The sequence below is a fragment of the Neptunicoccus cionae genome (assembly GCF_014643735.1).
Lineage (GTDB): Bacteria > Pseudomonadota > Alphaproteobacteria > Rhodobacterales > Rhodobacteraceae > Amylibacter > Amylibacter cionae.
This window is the reverse complement of the sequence record NZ_BMKA01000002.1, coordinates 1,021,318-1,036,243: the sequence shown is the minus strand read 5'-3', so window position 1 is coordinate 1,036,243 and position 14,926 is coordinate 1,021,318. Positions and strand designations below refer to the sequence as shown.

General features: G+C 55.4%; 19 protein-coding genes and 1 tRNA gene. 5 read left to right on the top strand and 15 right to left on the bottom strand.

Features of this window, described 5'->3' with window-relative positions; genetic code table 11:
• Positions 1 to 83 precede the first annotated feature (83 nt).
• The 3 genes from IEX10_RS10255 to IEX10_RS10245 all read left to right on the top strand — a co-directional run bounded on the left by IEX10_RS10255 (position 84) and on the right by IEX10_RS10245 (position 3,265).
• The gene (locus IEX10_RS10255) at positions 84 to 962 is read left to right on the top strand and encodes a LysR family transcriptional regulator (RefSeq protein WP_188674231.1); all 879 of its coding nucleotides are present in this window, start codon (positions 84 to 86) and stop codon (positions 960 to 962) included.
• 115 nt (positions 963 to 1,077) lie between these two features.
• Entirely contained in the window at positions 1,078 to 2,184 is a 1,107-nt protein-coding gene (gene leuB, locus IEX10_RS10250; protein WP_188674228.1) for a 3-isopropylmalate dehydrogenase, read from the top strand.
• 145 nt (positions 2,185 to 2,329) lie between these two features.
• Positions 2,330 to 3,265 carry a DMT family transporter gene (locus IEX10_RS10245; protein WP_188674225.1) on the top strand — a complete coding sequence of 312 codons (936 nt, stop codon included), beginning with the start codon at positions 2,330 to 2,332 and terminating at the stop codon, positions 3,263 to 3,265.
• Positions 3,266 to 3,269: 4 nt separating this feature from the next.
• On the opposite strand, the gene IEX10_RS10240 is transcribed toward IEX10_RS10245, so the two are convergent.
• From IEX10_RS10240 to IEX10_RS10215, 6 genes are read right to left on the bottom strand one after another with little or no spacing between them, the layout of a single operon-like run.
• The gene (locus IEX10_RS10240; protein ID WP_188674755.1) at positions 3,270 to 3,725 is read right to left on the bottom strand and encodes an arsenate-mycothiol transferase ArsC; all 456 of its coding nucleotides are present in this window, start codon (positions 3,723 to 3,725) and stop codon (positions 3,270 to 3,272) included.
• A 7-nt stretch (positions 3,726 to 3,732) separates the two neighbouring features.
• Positions 3,733 to 4,221 carry a UPF0262 family protein gene (locus IEX10_RS10235; protein ID WP_188674222.1) on the bottom strand — a complete coding sequence of 163 codons (489 nt, stop codon included), beginning with the start codon at positions 4,219 to 4,221 and terminating at the stop codon, positions 3,733 to 3,735.
• Positions 4,214 to 5,527 (bottom strand): histidinol dehydrogenase, encoded by a 1,314-nt coding sequence (gene hisD / locus IEX10_RS10230; protein ID WP_188674220.1) that lies wholly within the window; start codon positions 5,525 to 5,527, stop codon positions 4,214 to 4,216. The genes IEX10_RS10235 and hisD overlap by 8 nt, the downstream gene beginning before the upstream one ends.
• A 45-nt stretch (positions 5,528 to 5,572) precedes the next feature.
• Complete coding sequence (locus tag IEX10_RS10225; RefSeq protein WP_188674218.1) at positions 5,573 to 6,052, bottom strand: DUF2948 family protein; 480 nt, start codon at positions 6,050 to 6,052, stop codon at positions 5,573 to 5,575.
• Complete coding sequence (gene murA, locus IEX10_RS10220; RefSeq protein WP_188674215.1) at positions 6,052 to 7,317, bottom strand: UDP-N-acetylglucosamine 1-carboxyvinyltransferase; 1,266 nt, start codon at positions 7,315 to 7,317, stop codon at positions 6,052 to 6,054. Before murA ends, IEX10_RS10225 begins: the two co-directional genes overlap by 1 nt.
• Positions 7,318 to 7,335: 18 nt before the next feature.
• Complete coding sequence (locus IEX10_RS10215) at positions 7,336 to 7,500, bottom strand: hypothetical protein (RefSeq protein ID WP_188674212.1); 165 nt, start codon at positions 7,498 to 7,500, stop codon at positions 7,336 to 7,338.
• 88 nt (positions 7,501 to 7,588) lie between these two features.
• On the opposite strand from IEX10_RS10215, the gene IEX10_RS10210 reads away from it, so the two are divergent.
• Positions 7,589 to 7,663 (top strand) — tRNA-Thr (locus IEX10_RS10210).
• Between the two features lie 561 nt (positions 7,664 to 8,224).
• Positions 8,225 to 8,662, top strand: coding sequence for a hypothetical protein (locus tag IEX10_RS10205; protein WP_188674209.1), 438 nt, complete (start codon positions 8,225 to 8,227; stop codon positions 8,660 to 8,662).
• A 122-nt stretch (positions 8,663 to 8,784) separates the two neighbouring features.
• Here IEX10_RS10205 and IEX10_RS10200 read toward each other — a convergent pair whose 3' ends face one another.
• From IEX10_RS10200 to IEX10_RS10160, 9 genes are all read right to left on the bottom strand, one after another.
• A complete protein-coding gene (locus tag IEX10_RS10200; RefSeq protein ID WP_188674207.1) occupies positions 8,785 to 9,276 on the bottom strand; it encodes a helix-turn-helix domain-containing protein in 492 nt (163 codons plus the stop codon).
• Positions 9,273 to 9,443 (bottom strand): hypothetical protein, encoded by a 171-nt coding sequence (locus IEX10_RS10195; protein WP_188674204.1) that lies wholly within the window; start codon positions 9,441 to 9,443, stop codon positions 9,273 to 9,275. Before IEX10_RS10195 ends, IEX10_RS10200 begins: the two co-directional genes overlap by 4 nt.
• Positions 9,444 to 9,536: 93 nt before the next feature.
• On the bottom strand, positions 9,537 to 9,821 hold the full coding sequence (locus tag IEX10_RS10190) for a hypothetical protein (RefSeq protein WP_188674201.1): 285 nt from the start codon (positions 9,819 to 9,821) through the stop codon (positions 9,537 to 9,539).
• Positions 9,822 to 9,930: 109 nt separating this feature from the next.
• Positions 9,931 to 10,101, bottom strand: a complete 171-nt coding sequence (locus IEX10_RS10185; RefSeq protein WP_188674198.1) for a helix-turn-helix transcriptional regulator — start codon at positions 10,099 to 10,101, stop codon at positions 9,931 to 9,933.
• A 76-nt stretch (positions 10,102 to 10,177) separates the two neighbouring features.
• Positions 10,178 to 11,059: a hypothetical protein gene (locus IEX10_RS10180; protein WP_188674196.1), complete on the bottom strand. Its 882-nt coding sequence runs from the start codon at positions 11,057 to 11,059 to the stop codon at positions 10,178 to 10,180.
• Entirely contained in the window at positions 11,052 to 12,242 is a 1,191-nt protein-coding gene (locus tag IEX10_RS10175) for a tyrosine-type recombinase/integrase (protein WP_188674193.1), read from the bottom strand. Before IEX10_RS10175 ends, IEX10_RS10180 begins: the two co-directional genes overlap by 8 nt.
• 204 nt (positions 12,243 to 12,446) lie before the next feature.
• Positions 12,447 to 14,111, bottom strand: a complete 1,665-nt coding sequence (locus IEX10_RS10170; protein WP_188674190.1) for a sensor histidine kinase — start codon at positions 14,109 to 14,111, stop codon at positions 12,447 to 12,449.
• 59 nt (positions 14,112 to 14,170) lie between these two features.
• Positions 14,171 to 14,725 carry an RNA polymerase sigma factor gene (locus IEX10_RS10165; protein WP_373287467.1) on the bottom strand — a complete coding sequence of 185 codons (555 nt, stop codon included), beginning with the start codon at positions 14,723 to 14,725 and terminating at the stop codon, positions 14,171 to 14,173.
• Positions 14,725 to 14,889, bottom strand: a complete 165-nt coding sequence (locus IEX10_RS10160) for a NepR family anti-sigma factor (RefSeq protein ID WP_188674184.1) — start codon at positions 14,887 to 14,889, stop codon at positions 14,725 to 14,727. Before IEX10_RS10160 ends, IEX10_RS10165 begins: the two co-directional genes overlap by 1 nt.
• Positions 14,890 to 14,926: the final 37 nt, after the last annotated feature.

Below are 14,926 nucleotides of genomic sequence, written 5' to 3'. Positions count from 1 at the left end.
TGTGCTGGAAAGCTATCTATAATAAATCTGAATGATAATTCCCTGTAAAAGCATATCAACTATTCAATAGTGAATGGAAACCCATGCAAAGTTTTGACTGGACGCTGATCCAAAGCTTCCTTGCCGTGGCGCAAAGCGGATCATATTCCGCCGCCGCGCGAAAGAGCGGACGCAGCCAGCCCACCATTGGCCGCCATATCGAACAATTGCAGTCCCAGTTGGGCGCAACCCTGTTCCAGCGGGCCACGAAAGGATACGATCTGACGCCCACAGGTCGCGCGCTGCTGGATCACGCACGAACCATGCAACGGGCGGCGGCGGAAATGTCACTGGTCACGGAAGGGCGCGCTGCCGAAGTTCGCGGGACCGTCCGGATCACAGCCTCCGAGATTGTCGCGACCTATATTCTGCCCGAACTCCTCGCAGAGCTGCTGGCGCAGGAACCGGAATTGCAGATTGAGCTGGTCGCCACCAACAGCACAGAAAACCTGTTGCTGCGCGAAGCGGATATTGCGCTGCGGATGGTGCAACCGATGCAACAAGATCTGATCGCACGCAGGATCGGTGTAATCCCCATTGGGCTATACGGCGCGCCGTCCTATTTGGCACGCAAAGGCAGACCGCAACAATTTGAAGAAATCGCGAACCATGTACTGCTGGGGTATGACCGTTCCGACCTGATGATCCGTGGCATAGCAGCCCTTGGCTTTCCGATAAAACGAGAGGACTTTGCCTTTCGTGTAGACGATCAAGTCACCTATATGGAGGCGCTTCGGGCGGGTGTGGGGCTTGGTGCCTGCCAGAAACGACAGGCGGAGCGATATGGCCTGATCGAACTGTTGCCCGAGTTGACCATCCCGCCCTTGCCCGTCTGGATAACAGCCCATTCCGCGCTGCGCACTTCGGCAAAGGTGCGGCGGGTTTTTGATTTTCTGACAGATCATCTGCCCGGCCGCCTGTAAGCAATGCAGCACAGTTTTATGCTGGCTTTGAGCCGGCTTTCCCGCGCCGTCCGTCTTGACCCTACGCCCCCTGCGGCCTAGGAAAATGCGAGATTTAAAAAAAGGACATGGGACAATGAACACTCCATCAATGCTGATCCTGCCGGGCGACGGCATCGGGCAGGAAGTTATGACCGAAGTGCAGCGCGTTATTGCTTGGTTCGGCGACAAGCGCGATGTTAAATTCGACGTGAGCGAGGATCTAGTGGGCGGTGCAGCCTATGACGCGCATGGCACCCCGCTGACCGATGCGACTATGGCCAAGGCACAAGAGGTAGACGCGGTTCTGCTGGGCGCTGTGGGTGGTCCGAAATACGACGATCTGGACTTTTCCGTAAAACCCGAACGGGGCCTGCTGCGTCTGCGCAAGGAAATGGACCTGTTTGCCAACCTGCGTCCGGCACAATGTTTTGATGCCCTTGCGGATTTCTCTTCGCTTAAGAAAGACATCGTTTCCGGTCTGGATATCATGATCGTGCGCGAACTGACCTCCGGTTCCTACTTCGGTGAACCGCGCGGCATCTTTGAAGAAGACGGACAGCGCGTGGGCATCAACACCCAGCGTTACACCGAAGCGGAAATTGACCGTGTTGCCCGCAGCGCATTCGAACTGGCCCGCAAGCGGAACAACAAAGTTTGTTCCATGGAGAAAGCCAACGTGATGGAAAGCGGCATCTTGTGGCGTGAAGTTGTCACGGCTGTCCACAAAGCCGATTATGCGGATGTAGAACTGTCCCACATGTACGCCGACAACGGCGCAATGCAGTTGGTACGCGCGCCGAAGCAGTTCGATGTGATCGTCACCGACAACCTGTTCGGCGATATTCTGTCCGATTGCGCCGCCATGCTGACCGGTTCGCTGGGCATGCTGCCGTCCGCTTCTTTGGGCGCGCCAATGGCAAACGGCCGTCCCAAGGCAATGTACGAACCGGTCCACGGTTCCGCGCCTGACATCATGGGCCAGAGCAAGGCTAACCCTTGTGCCTGTATCCTGTCCCTTGCAATGGCGCTGCGCTACTCGTTTGATCTGGGCGAAGAAGCAACCCGTCTGGAAAAAGCGGTCGAAACCGTTCTGGCCAAAGGCATCCGCACCGGCGATCTGATGCAGGCGGACGGTGGCAAACCTGTCAGCACATCCGAAATGACAGACGCCATCATCGCAGAGCTGCAAGCCAGCCTGTAAGCGGCAACACTCGCGTAAATTCGTGCAAGGCGGCGGGAAAAACCGCTGCCTTGCAACACTCTCCGGCCCCCTTTGGATTTGCTAATAGGGCGGGAATGGTCAAAGATGCCCGCGACACCAAGACCCTGACCAAAGCAGTCTATCAATGGCCCTGCGCAGCATCATCTTCGCCCTTCTCGCATTTGCATTCTTTGCAACCCACGACCTGATCGTGAAATTCCTCGGGGGCAGTTATTCCCCCGTGCAATTGATCTTTTTCTCCTCACTGATGTCTTTCCCGCTGGTCACGGCCATGCTGATGCGCGACCCGACCGAGGGAAACTTGCGGCCGGTCAATCCGTGGTGGGTTGCGGCGCGCACGCTGGCATCCGTCTCTGCCGCGCTATGCGTGTTTTACGCCTTTTCCAACCTGCCGCTGTCACAGGTCTATGCCCTGCTTTTCGCCATGCCCTTGCTGATTACGGTGCTGTCTGTGCCAATCCTTGGCGAGAAAGTGGGCATACACCGCTGGGGCGCTGTGGTGCTGGGCTTGTGCGGCGTGCTGGTGGTGTTGCGACCGGGCAGTGCTGATCTGGAACTGGGGCATCTGGCGGGGCTGATGGCAGCGCTGTGTTCCTCCTTTGCTTCGGTGGTTGTGCGCCGGATCGGGCGGCAAGAACGCTCTGTTGTGCTGATGCTCTACCCGTTGGCGTTGAACTTTCTGATCATGGGATCCGCGCTTGCCTTCGTCTACAAACCGATGCCGATAGAACATCTGGGGCTGGTCGGGTTGATCGCGGTCTCGGCCTTTGTGGCCGGTCTGTTCCTGATCGCCGCCTACCGCGCCGGAGAGGCTGCAGTGGTTGCGCCGATGCAATATTCACAGATCATATGGGCCACGATCTTCGGTTACACCCTTTTCAATGAGACCCTGGATTCAGCAACCCTGATCGGCACGTCCCTGATCATCCTGAGCGGCATCTACATCGTCTGGCGCGAGAGTCGGGGACGATCAAACAACACGCCTGTTTTGCGCACACGGCAACGCAACCAAAGCCCGGGTGCAATCAATATTTCACCCTTTCTGCGCAAGAAACCCTGACGGATCAGGACTCTTCTGTCGGAAATCTTTTGCGGATGCGTTCTGCGATCTGGTCCCGCACTTCGCGGTACCGGTCAAGCTTGGCCTCGCGGCTGTCGCCAAATCCGCTCGGGTCCAAGGTCTGCCAGTATTCCACTTCCAGCGAATAATAGCGCGTGTATTCAAGCGCGCGGCGCTGTGCGGCAGGGGACAGCGCGACAATCAGGTCATAGCTGTCCAGATCGTCGCCCCATTCCATCAGGTCGTCAAAGGATCGGGTGCGATGGCGGGACAGTTCCACGCCAAGTTCGCGGCAGACCGTAATGGCATAGCCGTCGATCTCCATGTCGCCTTTTACGCCAGCGGATTGCACAAAGATGGATGTCCCAACAGCCTGTTTCAGCAAGCCTTCCGCCATCGGCGAACGGATTGAGTTGTGGTCACAACAAAACAAAACAGATGAGGGACGGGTCAGCTCCATATTCGGGTTAGCCACGCATATGCAGGACGCAAATCAGGGTGAACAAGCGCCGCGCTGTGGGTAAGTCTGTGCGGATTTTCCCCTCTAAGCGCTCCAGCAACTGACGAGAGCCTTCGTCGTGAATACCGCGCCGCCCCATATCAATCGCCTCTATCTGGGCCGGCGGGAGCTTTTTCACCGCGTCAAAGTAGCTTTCGCAAATCTGGAAGTAATCTTTGATCACCTGCTTCAGCGGCGACACCGAGAGGTGAAATTCAGACGCCGGTGACCCGTCCTCGGTTCGCACGTCACATACGACACGGCGATCCTTGATTGACATGAACAGCTGATAAGGCCCTTCCGGAATGTCTTTGCCGTTGCGCGCCACAAGGCCGAACACATTCTCTTCCATCAAATCGAACAACGCGACTTTGCGTTCCCGCTCCACCTCGGGTGTGGGGGCTGGAAGGCCGCTGTCGTCCAGTTCAATATGGATCAGCTTGGAAAGATCATCCATTGTCGTCCTCGTTCATTTGATCCAGTCGTGCCCGAACGGACAGACCGTGTGCTTGCAGGCTTTCGGAGATGGCCAGTGTTTCGGCCGCTGGTCCAATGGCCCGCAAAGCTGCCGGAGTCATCTGCGCCAGAGTGGTCCGCTTCATGAAATCCAGAACGGACAGCCCGCTGGAAAATCTTGCAGAACGGGAGGTCGGCAACACATGGTTAGGCCCGCCCACGTAATCACCAATCGCCTCGGGCGTCCATGCCCCGATAAAGATAGCGCCCGCATGACGTATCTTTCGGCTGTAGTCGGCGGCATCCGCCACGCATAGTTCCAGATGTTCAGGTGCGATCCGGTCGGACAGCTTTGCCGCCTGATCCAGATCGGATGTCACAATCACTGCGCCGTAATCGGCCCAGCTTTTCGCGGCAATCTCACGCCGTTCCAGCGTTTCCAGCGCCTTTTCGACCGAAGCCGCCACCGCCCGCGCGAAATCTGCGTTATCCGTGATCAGGATCGACTGCGCGCTTTCATCGTGTTCCGCCTGTGACAGCAGATCCATCGCGATCCAGTCCGGGTTGTTATCCTTATCGGCAATCACCAGAATCTCGGATGGGCCAGCGATCATGTCGATGCCCACCGTCCCAAAAACCCGCCGCTTGGCCGCAGCCACAAAAGCGTTGCCTGGTCCGGTGATCTTATCCACCTTGCCAATCGTTTGCGTTCCATAGGCCATCGCCCCAACCGCCTGCGCGCCGCCGATCCGGTAGACGGTTTCAACACCGGACAGACGCGCCGCCAGCAACACCAGCGGATTAACCGCGCCTTTGGGGGTGGGCGCACAGATCACCAGATTTTCCACTCCAGCCACAGAGGCAGGGATCGCATTCATCAGCACACTTGAAGGATAGGACGCCAGACCGCCCGGCACGTACAGCCCTGCGGCCTCTACCGCGCTCCAGCGCCAGCCAAGCTGCGCGCCGCTGTCATCCTGCCACCATGCATCCTCGGGCAGTTGCTTCTCGTGATAGGCGCGAATCCGGTCTGCCGCCAGTTCCAGCGCAGCACGCTCTGCCGCAGGCACAGTTTCAATCGCCGCATCAATCTCTGCCTTGGTAAACGCCAGCGTTTCGGGCGTCAGATCCATCCCGTCAAATTTAGCTGTCAGATCAATCACAGCCGCATCACCGCGGGTCTGAACATCGGCCAGAATATCCGCAACAACAGCGTCAACCTGCACGTCTGTGTCACGTTTCAGATGCAGAAAGTTATCGAATTCAGCGTCAAAATTCGGGGATGAGGTGTCTAGAAACAAGGGCATTGGCAAATTCTCCTGCCGTGCTGATACCCGCATGGGCGGAGAGGCTCAAGAAGGATGCGACGGCACCTTGCCCGATGGCGCAACATAAGGGCGGGTAACGTCCTTTAGCGTGACCTCAACACATTCCACATCTAGTGCAATCGCCCCGTCCCCTGCCAGCGTCAGCAGGATCGTCCCTGCGCCATCTTCAGCCGGTTCAAACGTCACAGTCAGCAGCGAGATCACCTGATCCTTGTCGGTAATATCCACCCCCGATGTGCGCACTTTCAACACGCTGTCCACCACCAGAACCGCCTGCACCCGCTCAACCTTGCGCCGCGCGACGGTGGCCGCCTCTGCGTCTTCCCAACGGAACCGGTTCGCCAAAAGACCAAACCGCCGCTTGCCCGCTTGCCAGTCCATCTCGGACACGGGCAGCACCGCATCCTGCAACATTGCGGAAACAGCAACCAGATCGTCCCCGTCAAGGGCGCGCAACCGCAAGGGCTGCTCTGCACCATCTTCGAATTTTGCGTCCTGTGCCATCACGCTTTTACCCGTTCAATCTTTGCACCGACCGCGCTGAACTTGCGCACGACTTTTTCATAGCCGCGATCCAGATGATACACGCGGCTGACGATGGTTTCGCCCTCTGCTGCCAGACCGGCAAGGATCATCGAAACCGATGCGCGCAAATCCGTCGCCATCACCGGCGCACCTTTCAGACGATCCACGCCTTTAACCGTGGCCACACCGCCGTGGACCTCTATATCTGCACCCATCCGGATCAGTTCGGGCGCGTGCATAAAGCGGTTCTCAAAAATGGTTTCTTCCAGAACCGAAGTCCCTTCCGCTGTACACAACAACGCCATCATCTGCGCCTGCAAATCGGTCGGGAAACCGGGGAAAATTTCGGTCTTCACGTCCACCGATTTCACCCGCGCACCCTTATTCTTAACCTTCAGGCCTTTTTCCGTTTCTTCGACAGAAATATCCGCTTCTTCCAGCTTGTCACAAAACGCGCCCAGCAATTCGCGGCGTCCGCCCAACAGCTCCACCTCACCGCCGGCAATCGCAGGGGCAAGCATATAGGTGCCGAGCTCAATCCGGTCGGTCACAACCGGATGCGTCGCCCCGTGCAAGCGGTCCACACCCTGAATTTCGATCCGGCTGGTGCCTTCCCCTTCAATTTGCGCGCCCATTTTGCGCAAACATTGGGCGAGATCCACGATCTCGGGTTCTTTCGCGGCGTTTTCGATCACCGTTGTCCCCTTGGCCAATGTCGCTGCCATAAGGATGTTCTCTGTCGCCCCGACCGAGGCAAAACGCAGGGGAATCACAGCGCCTTTCAAGCCACCATTGGTCTTGGCGTGAAGATAGCCGTCCTTCAGTTCGATCTGCGCGCCCATCAGTTCCAGCGCATCCGTGTGGATATCCATCGGCCGTGCTCCAATGGCACAGCCCCCCGGTAGCGAAACGACCGCATGACCCAGCCGCGCCAGCATCGGGCCGAGCACCAGATTGGACGCCCGCATCTTTCGCACAATGTCGTAATGGGCGACGTGATTGCTGATTTCCTTGGTGCCGAGCGCCTGAACCGTCCCATCCTGCAATCCGGCAACCTCAGTCCCGAGCGAGGACAGCAGTTCCGCCATCGTTTTAATGTCCGAAAGCCGCGGCGCGTTCGTCAGCGTCAGAGGCTCCTCGCTCAGCAAGGTCGCTGGCATCAGCGTCAAACAGGCGTTTTTCGCGCCTGCAATAGGAATTTGGCCGTTCACAGGCCCGTTGCCCGTTACGAGAATGCTGTCCATAATACGCTGCCCTCTGCGCTATTCGTTGTTGTCTGTTGTCGTGTCTGCTTTGCGCGCACGGCTCTGCTGCTTACGCCGTTGCAGGTTGTCACGCAATTGCTTGCGCAAACGCTCTGCCCGCTCGGCGGCGGCGCGTTCCTTGGGGGAAAGCTGTTCCCGGTTCTCTGCATCTGTCTTGCCCATAGCCACTCTGTACATCAGACTGACAAACCCGTCCAGTTAGGCCTTGCGTTCGCGGAATTTTCCGCTAAAACCCCGCCAATCACAGCGTGCTGCTGTAGCTCAGAGGTAGAGCACTCCCTTGGTAAGGGAGAGGTCGAGAGTTCGATTCTCTCCAGCAGCACCACTAAATCCACCTAAATCGTTGTTTTTGAATGGGTTTCAGAGCTGTCTGGTTTCCGTATCCACCCTTTTATCCACCCTAAGCCGTTTCCATCCCGTTCAAAATCCGCTTTGGTTCGCCGTTGTAAAATTGCCGCGAATGACCTGCCTCCAGTAGCCTCACTGGCTGTCCGACGTCACCGCAGTTGCTTAGAACCCTGTTGAAGTATGTTGAACCCGCATCGCTTGAACCGCTACGCAAAACTAAGGTTTTTTCAGGTTTTGAAAGGTTGATTGCTTTTTAAGCCTGTTTTGGTTTTTTAAGGCTTCAGAACACCTAAGAGCCAAAGCAAGCCCGATAGAAAGGTTGCCGCAAGTTCCCTGATTTGTGGGTGCGCGAATTTCGCAGCGGGTATCGGTCCCCAATCGAACCGCGCCAAGACTTTCCAAGCCCCCCCCTCCACACGCGCGTATTGGTTGCTAAAATCCAAATAGAATCTTGGGGAGCGCAACTTTTTGGTGGACAATTGCCTGCTCTCTCCCAGAGGATAACTGCATTCTTTTCGACATATTCGCAGGCGCAAAAATGAACCTTTTTTTTCGTTTCTTTATTACGTTCGGATTAAGCACGGGACTAGCTTTGGCCCAACAAAAAGACGGCGTTCAAATACGCTGTGGAGCGTCTAAGGGTCACGGGTATTTCTTCCAAGATGATTTGACCAACCCAGACGGTCCAAACTGGAGCCAAGACGGTATTAGTACCGGTAAAATTGTCTTAGTTCGATACGGGGAGGAATGGGACATCCTGTTTGACGATAGTGTTGGAGCGTCCGGCTACAGGCAGGACGGCGCAACCGTAGTACCGCTGATAAGCAAAGGTAGCCTTTTGTCAGTTGGAGCGTTCCATTCGAATTACGCAGATGTCTATACTTTCGACTTTGTAGGGAGGCAGGTCGCTTGGACCAGCAACAAACTCGGCCCGATAGTTCCCAAAGTCGCAGTATATCAAGCCAACTGCGATTGAGACTGCGATTGTAGCGAACTCGCTAGAAACATTTTTCTCAGTTTTGAGTCCCAGCCACACACTGCCCATGGCTAGATGTATATATGTCCTGCTTTTTGTGACGCTTCTTACAGGCAAACCCCTCAAAGCGTCACAGATTTTGTGCCAGTACCCCCACTAGATCCACTATCTACCCCGCAACCGTCCTGTTTTTTGTGGCACCTGTGCTGGCTTTTTGTGCGGGGCTTTTCCTTTGCCCGCCACCCCATGAACGCCTTAGCAGCCGAACGCCCGTCTGCGCTGGGCAGTTCTTGCAGCGACCACACCGCCGCCTTGCCATAACCGGACGGGCCAAGGTGGGGCGCTTGCACCATTTCTATGAACCCGCGTTCCTGCAATTCTTGGAACCACGGCCCGACTGTGTTGCGGTGGACGTGTAGGGCCATAGCCGCATCGCGGTGGCTTAGGATTATTTGCCCGTTGTTCACCCCGTTAAATCGCCGCTTCAGCTCGATATAGAGCGCCCTTGGACCCGGCCTTAGCGTTGCCCATGCAGGGGAGGCTTGCAGCCACTCAGGAAGCTGGACGTGACGCCCAGCCCCCCTTTTGCCGCGAATGAATGGCTTGCGGCTCATTGGTGGTCCTTTCTCCGCTTCAGCGCCAGATAGACGCGGGTTGCGGTTACGGGATCGGCACAGCCCCCAAGGGACAGCCAGCCCGTTTCTGGGGCGGCTGTGGCGGCGTTTACGGCCATGACGTGCCAGCGGCCCGCCATGCGCTTCAGTCGGTATGTCTGGGGCATTCTAAACACCTCCGTAGGCCAAGCGGTCTATCAGACGGGCTTGTGTTGGGGTTAGTCCATAACGGCGGCGTAGGCGGGCGATGCGAACGGCTTTCATTGCTGCACCTCCGAAGCGCCCAGCGCCTTTGCAGACGGCGGAAAGCGCAATGCGGATTTGTCGGCATCCACGGCAAGCGAGTAATAGGCAACACGCCCAGCGCCGCGCTCCATTTCAATCGGCCAACCAAATTCGGTTCGCAGCCGATGGACAATAGCGCCCAAGCGCCAGCCGTGGCTTTCTCGAATTTCGGTTCCGGTTGAGATTTTCCGGCCTGCCAGAAGTGATTTGCAAGCCCAGTAGACTTGCGTTTGTTGAGAGTAAAAAGAGGTTTGGGCCATGAGCGGCCTCCTTTTCAAAGGGGCGCTGGGCGTGTAAGGTCATTGTATTCCGTCTCACAGGAATGGCCCCACATGCCAGCGCGGTTATCCGCGTGAGCGGTGGGGTTTTCTATTGGTTCTGGGATTCAATCGCCGCGTCGATGTCGGCTTCCTTCCAATACAGGCGCGAACCTATTTTGAACGGCTTGGGCAAGCGGCCCGTTTCGCAGTCACGGTAAATCGTGGTTCGCCCACGGCCACCTAGCTTGGCTTGCAGGTCACGGAAAGAAAGATAACGCATTTTGATGTTCCATTAGTTGCTTCGGAACACCAACCTAACGAAAGCGATATTTTCTCCAATTACGACAAAACACCGATTATTCTGCCAACGCCACACAATCATCGCACACCAACGATTGCTCTTCACTGTCGAACTTCTCTGTCAATTCCCCGCATCTTTTGCAGGGAAGTACTTCGGGCTTGTGCCCCACTCCCATTGACTGTGAGAAATTTATTAGGTCTTGGCCCGCTTCCCATGCATATAATTCTGTCTCACTTAGTTCTATTTGCAGACCAAAAGCATCCAGTGTTTCAGGGTCAGTCTCAGAGAAAAATGAGACGTTATTGTTTTGCAAACAATCGCACTCCTGCATTTTCTTTTTAAAAGCTTTGTGGGAGCTTCGTATGGTCCTTGGTTCGGCTTGTGCAAAAGTTCCCCGCAGAAAGAGAGACGCTATTTCATACGCTGCTGCTTTAGTGTGGACGAATTGTTTCAATCTAATTTTGCTGGCGGAATCCGCTAATTTTTCACGTAGGCCAGACGGCAAAGAGCCCAAGTTACTTTTTACATCCATTCCAACTGCTCTTGAAACAAAATGCGCTAGCTCAACCCCTAGAGAGGCCCCCAATATTCTCTCCACTAGGCGATAGTGTAACTCCTGTTTAAATGCCTTCGCGGATAAACCAAAAGGCGAATTGCTGCGTCCTTTTCTCCCTTTAACACCATCCGTAAGTCCATCCACTAGGAACTCTTTCAGTGCAGTAGACAACCAAATTGGAAGAGGAACAGCCCCTCTCTCACAATGTATTATCGCTTCATGCAGTGCCAAACTATCACCAGCCTCAAAGCGCAGACGGCAATCCTCCAAACAAGACCTCTCAAAACGGTGATTTGATGGCCGCAAGACTTTTACAAATTCTAAAGCCTCTGAAAGGTCTTCCTTATGCGTAGGCTTAAGTTTGTTTTTCATATCAGACACTCAGCATAATTACCTTTAAATTGTCAGCGGCATTCAAACTCGCCCACCGCTCCATAAGCATCCGCCGCTGCTCCAAAAAATCCGTCCGCTTATAAGCCCTTTCCACCACGCCGCCAGAAACATGCCCCAGACAAGTCTCTGCCACGTCACGGGGCGTAGAGGTCGCTTCTGCGGTCCAATCCCTGAAACTGGACCGGAACCCGTGTGGACGCTCCACCATGCCGCGCCGCTCCATAAATCGGCTCATAGTTGCGTCTGAAATCACGCCTTTGCGGATACTGGGAAACAGGTAGCCATCCCGTTCAAATGGTTTGGCTTGCTCGATCACGGCCAACGCCTCTTGTGACAGGGGAACCCTGAACGCGCTTGTCGCATCCTTGCGGCCTTTCACGGCTTCGCTGGGGATGGTCCAAACATCGCCTTCGATTTCGTCCAAGCGGATAAACCGCAAAGGCTTGGAGCGAACCGCCGTTAAAATCAGCAGCCGCATTGCAAGTTCGGTTATGCTGCCCCCATTCAGGCTTTGGTAGAAGTCGGGCATTTGCTGCCAAGGGATTGCAGGAATGTGCTGTGTCTTGTGCCGTTGTTTGCCCAGCAGCGCCTTTGCCTTTTCAGTCGCTTGCAAATCAACCTCCAAGCCCAGCGCGGCCGCATGGCGCAGACAGATGCTTAGACGGTTCAGCGCCTTGCTTGCCGTATGCGCCTTGTCGTGCCAGATCGGGGCCAGCGTGTCGCGTATGTCTTTTTGGTCAATATCAGAAACCGGAACCGCGCCCAGCTTGGGCAGGACGTGCAGTTCAAGGGGGGAGAACCAGCGCCCGTTCACACCGTCGCCTTTCAGTTCTGCCTTGCGGCTTTCAAAGGCATCTAAGGCAATATCGCGCAACAGATGGATGTTCCGCGCCGCATCCCGTTTCTGTTTTTCGCGTTCCTTGATCGGGTCCAAGCCCAGCGCCACCAAAGCGCGTTTATCCCGCGCCATTTGCCGCGCATCCCTTAGGGTAATATTGGGGTAGCCCCCAAGCCCCATTTCCCGCCGCCGCCCGTGGACGTTTACGCGCAAGACCCATTGCGCCCCGCCATTGGGTCGCTTGTGGAACCAAAGCCCGTTCCCATCCGCGTATTTGCCCGGCGCTATAGATTTCAAACTCTGTGCTGAAAGTCGGTCAATTTGACGGGCCAAAACGTATCCACCTTTCTATCCACCCTCAACATATAGTATGCCGTGGGTTGCCATGGAATAGGCTACACCAGTTTTTGCCTGTAAAATAGAGGGATTTAGGTTTTTCACCTATACCACGGAACACCAAGATATAGTAATTCTTTTCTCTCCAGCAGCACCACTTTTCCCGCCTATCAACGGACTTCAGCGCGCGGTAGCGCTGTCTTAAAAGTCTGCCGACTCCGGTTCGAACTGGGCGATGTCGAAATTTACCAGCATGGTGTAGGTGTTTTCGTCCTCGGTAATCTCGATGTCTGCGTCCAGTTGAATGGCGAATGCTGAGATGAGTTTGGCTCCGAGGCCGGTGCTTTCTACTTCGCGTTCCGCGCCAGTGGAATTTTTCAGTTCCAAGCAGCATCTCTTACCATCATCCAGCTTTTTGAATTCGACGGAGATCCAAGGCGTTTGTCCTTCGGGCGCGCCAACGTATTTCAGAGCGTTCGTGGCGGCTTCCGCTACCAGCAGAGACATTGGGACGGCTTGGTCCGGGAAGAGCATGACCTCATCCACATCAAGCTTAACCTCGATATCCATACTTTTTTCAGCGCCGATTTGGACGGTTTTCTCAATCACTTCGCGGACCAGTTCACCGACGTTAACCTGCCCTCCGGTTCCGCTCTGATAGAGATCGCGATGGATCGTGGCGAGGCTGAGAACACGATCCTGAATGCGACGCAGCATCAATTTGGTTTCATCATGCCTTGCCGCGCGGATCTGCATGTTAAGGATGGATGAGATCAGCTGCAGGTTATTCTTGACGCGGTGGTGAACCTCTTTGGTCAACACGGATTGGTGCCGCATCGCGTCTTCCATCTTGGCCTCTTCCCGCAGGATCGAGTCCGCCATCGACAGGTAGGAATCCTGAATGGTTTGCAGCTCGTTGGGCATATCGGGCGCGATGGTATCGGTTACCGATGTCCGGTCTCGTGCAAATTCAAGCATCTGCTGCCCGATCGAGTTGATCTGCCGCGTCAGCAGCCGGTGAATGGTCATCAGCGCCACTGTCAGCGAGAAAATCCACATCAGGACCGGAAAGACCGACGTCGACAAGATACGCAACAGCCGCTCTGATCTTTCGCCTAAGGACGACCAAATGCCGACGACGAAAATTTGGCCTTCTTCTACAGGCACGGCTGTGTACATACGCGGAACGCCGTCGCTGCTGCGGGCCAGAAAGACCCGGGACCCGAAGGTGGACAGCCAGTCCATGTTAAAGCCCGTGGGCAGAGCCTTCTTTGCGACTTGCCAGTCATTCTGAGAGGACAGCAGTTCCCCTTTGTTGTTTAGCGTGACAATATCGAAGAACTGACCGCTGGCGATGGTATCGGTTTCAATCGTCAGCGCCTTATGAGGCACCGTGATCGAGATGAACCCCGAGAGAGTATCGCGGCTGTAAAAGGGCTGCATGACAAACACCGCAGAGCTGCCATCGGCTTGCAGGCTGCGTTTTGTGACAACAGCCGGTTTTCCAGCTTCGGCGACTGCGGAAATATCGGGGAAGGCAAACTTGCGCTTGGACAGGTCGTCAGAAACACAGATATTGCCGCCAGACAGGTCTACGACCTCGGCAAAGCTGTAACCTTTGACGCTTGCGACCAACTTGGACAAAGCACGATCACACGCTTCGGTATTGTTGAAATTATCCGAGAGCATGGCCCCCAGACCCCGCGCCGCACCAAAGGCGCTCTGTATGACCAGTCGCTCTTGCAATGCAGCTTGCTCAGTTAACGCCAAAAGCGCCAGTTCTTCATTCTGGCGCGCCTTGGTGGAAACGGTGTTGGTCTGGATCAGTGCAATCAAACCAATCGGTAAAAGAGCCAGCGACATCATCAGCACAAGGCGGATTCGCAGACTCTTATACCATTTAGGGTTTGACTCTATTGTTTCGCTCAACGTTTAACCGGCGCGGAACTTGTGATCACTGCCATTGTGGCAGAATCGGTGAGTTCCATAGGGTCGCCCTCCGAAAGATTTAACAATTCGGTCAATTTCTCCCGTCCTCGATTCACCCGGCTTTTGACTGTACCAACGGCTACACCTGTCATCGATGCGGCTTCTTCGTACGTAAAGCCCGAGGCCCCGACCAGTACAAGCGCCTCGCGCTGTTCGTCGGGAAGGGTCTCAAACGCTTCTTTGAAATCGCTCAACTGCATCCGCCCGTCATGGTCCGGCTTAACGGACAGACCCTCGGTGAAGGCACCATCCACATCCGCCACTTCGCGGTTGGATTTGCGCAGGCTGGAATAATAGGTGTTGCGCAGGATCGTGAACAGCCAAGCCCGCATTTTCGAGCCAGGTTCGAATTTATCTATATTTGTCCACGCCTTAACAACAGCGTCCTGAACCATGTCATCCGCAGTTGCGGAATTTCTGGTCAAACTCAGGGCGAACGCCCTTAGGGCCGGCAGATGCTCTACCAGCTCATTCCGCGGATCTGTGGACATCATTGACTGTCCTTTTGACCGGCGTCTTGTGCTTTCAACACCGCCAGAAGATCCTTAAATCTGTCGGGAAGCTCCTCTTGGACCAGATCAGAGTATATCGTCTTCAGATTCTGGTCTATTAAGGTTGCTACCCGCTCTTTTTCATTGTCGTCGCTTCTACTCATCAGGCCCATAGCTTCATCTACATAAAAATATTATCAC

Excerpts from the sequence above, each read along its gene's own strand:
- IEX10_RS10215 (WP_188674212.1), bottom strand. The coding sequence starts at position 7,500 with ATGGGCAAGACAGATGCAGAGAACCGGGAACAGCTTTCCCCCAAGGAA.
- IEX10_RS10205 (WP_188674209.1), top strand. The coding sequence starts at position 8,225 with ATGAACCTTTTTTTTCGTTTCTTTATTACGTTCGGATTAAGCACGGGA.
- IEX10_RS10165 (WP_373287467.1), bottom strand. The coding sequence starts at position 14,725 with ATGTCCACAGATCCGCGGAATGAGCTGGTAGAGCATCTGCCGGCCCTA.
- IEX10_RS10225 (WP_188674218.1), bottom strand. The coding sequence starts at position 6,052 with ATGGCACAGGACGCAAAATTCGAAGATGGTGCAGAGCAGCCCTTGCGG.
- IEX10_RS10240 (WP_188674755.1), bottom strand. The coding sequence starts at position 3,725 with ATGGAGCTGACCCGTCCCTCATCTGTTTTGTTTTGTTGTGACCACAAC.
- leuB (WP_188674228.1), top strand. The coding sequence starts at position 1,078 with ATGAACACTCCATCAATGCTGATCCTGCCGGGCGACGGCATCGGGCAG.
- IEX10_RS10235 (WP_188674222.1), bottom strand. The coding sequence starts at position 4,221 with ATGGATGATCTTTCCAAGCTGATCCATATTGAACTGGACGACAGCGGC.
- IEX10_RS10195 (WP_188674204.1), bottom strand. The coding sequence starts at position 9,443 with ATGCCCCAGACATACCGACTGAAGCGCATGGCGGGCCGCTGGCACGTC.
- murA (WP_188674215.1), bottom strand. The coding sequence starts at position 7,317 with ATGGACAGCATTCTCGTAACGGGCAACGGGCCTGTGAACGGCCAAATT.
- IEX10_RS10160 (WP_188674184.1), bottom strand. The coding sequence starts at position 14,889 with ATGAGTAGAAGCGACGACAATGAAAAAGAGCGGGTAGCAACCTTAATA.
- IEX10_RS10170 (WP_188674190.1), bottom strand. The coding sequence starts at position 14,111 with ATGATGTCGCTGGCTCTTTTACCGATTGGTTTGATTGCACTGATCCAG.
- IEX10_RS10245 (WP_188674225.1), top strand. The coding sequence starts at position 2,330 with ATGGCCCTGCGCAGCATCATCTTCGCCCTTCTCGCATTTGCATTCTTT.
- IEX10_RS10190 (WP_188674201.1), bottom strand. The coding sequence starts at position 9,821 with ATGGCCCAAACCTCTTTTTACTCTCAACAAACGCAAGTCTACTGGGCT.
- hisD (WP_188674220.1), bottom strand. The coding sequence starts at position 5,527 with ATGCCCTTGTTTCTAGACACCTCATCCCCGAATTTTGACGCTGAATTC.
- IEX10_RS10255 (WP_188674231.1), top strand. The coding sequence starts at position 84 with ATGCAAAGTTTTGACTGGACGCTGATCCAAAGCTTCCTTGCCGTGGCG.
- IEX10_RS10200 (WP_188674207.1), bottom strand. The coding sequence starts at position 9,276 with ATGAGCCGCAAGCCATTCATTCGCGGCAAAAGGGGGGCTGGGCGTCAC.
- IEX10_RS10185 (WP_188674198.1), bottom strand. The coding sequence starts at position 10,101 with ATGCGTTATCTTTCTTTCCGTGACCTGCAAGCCAAGCTAGGTGGCCGT.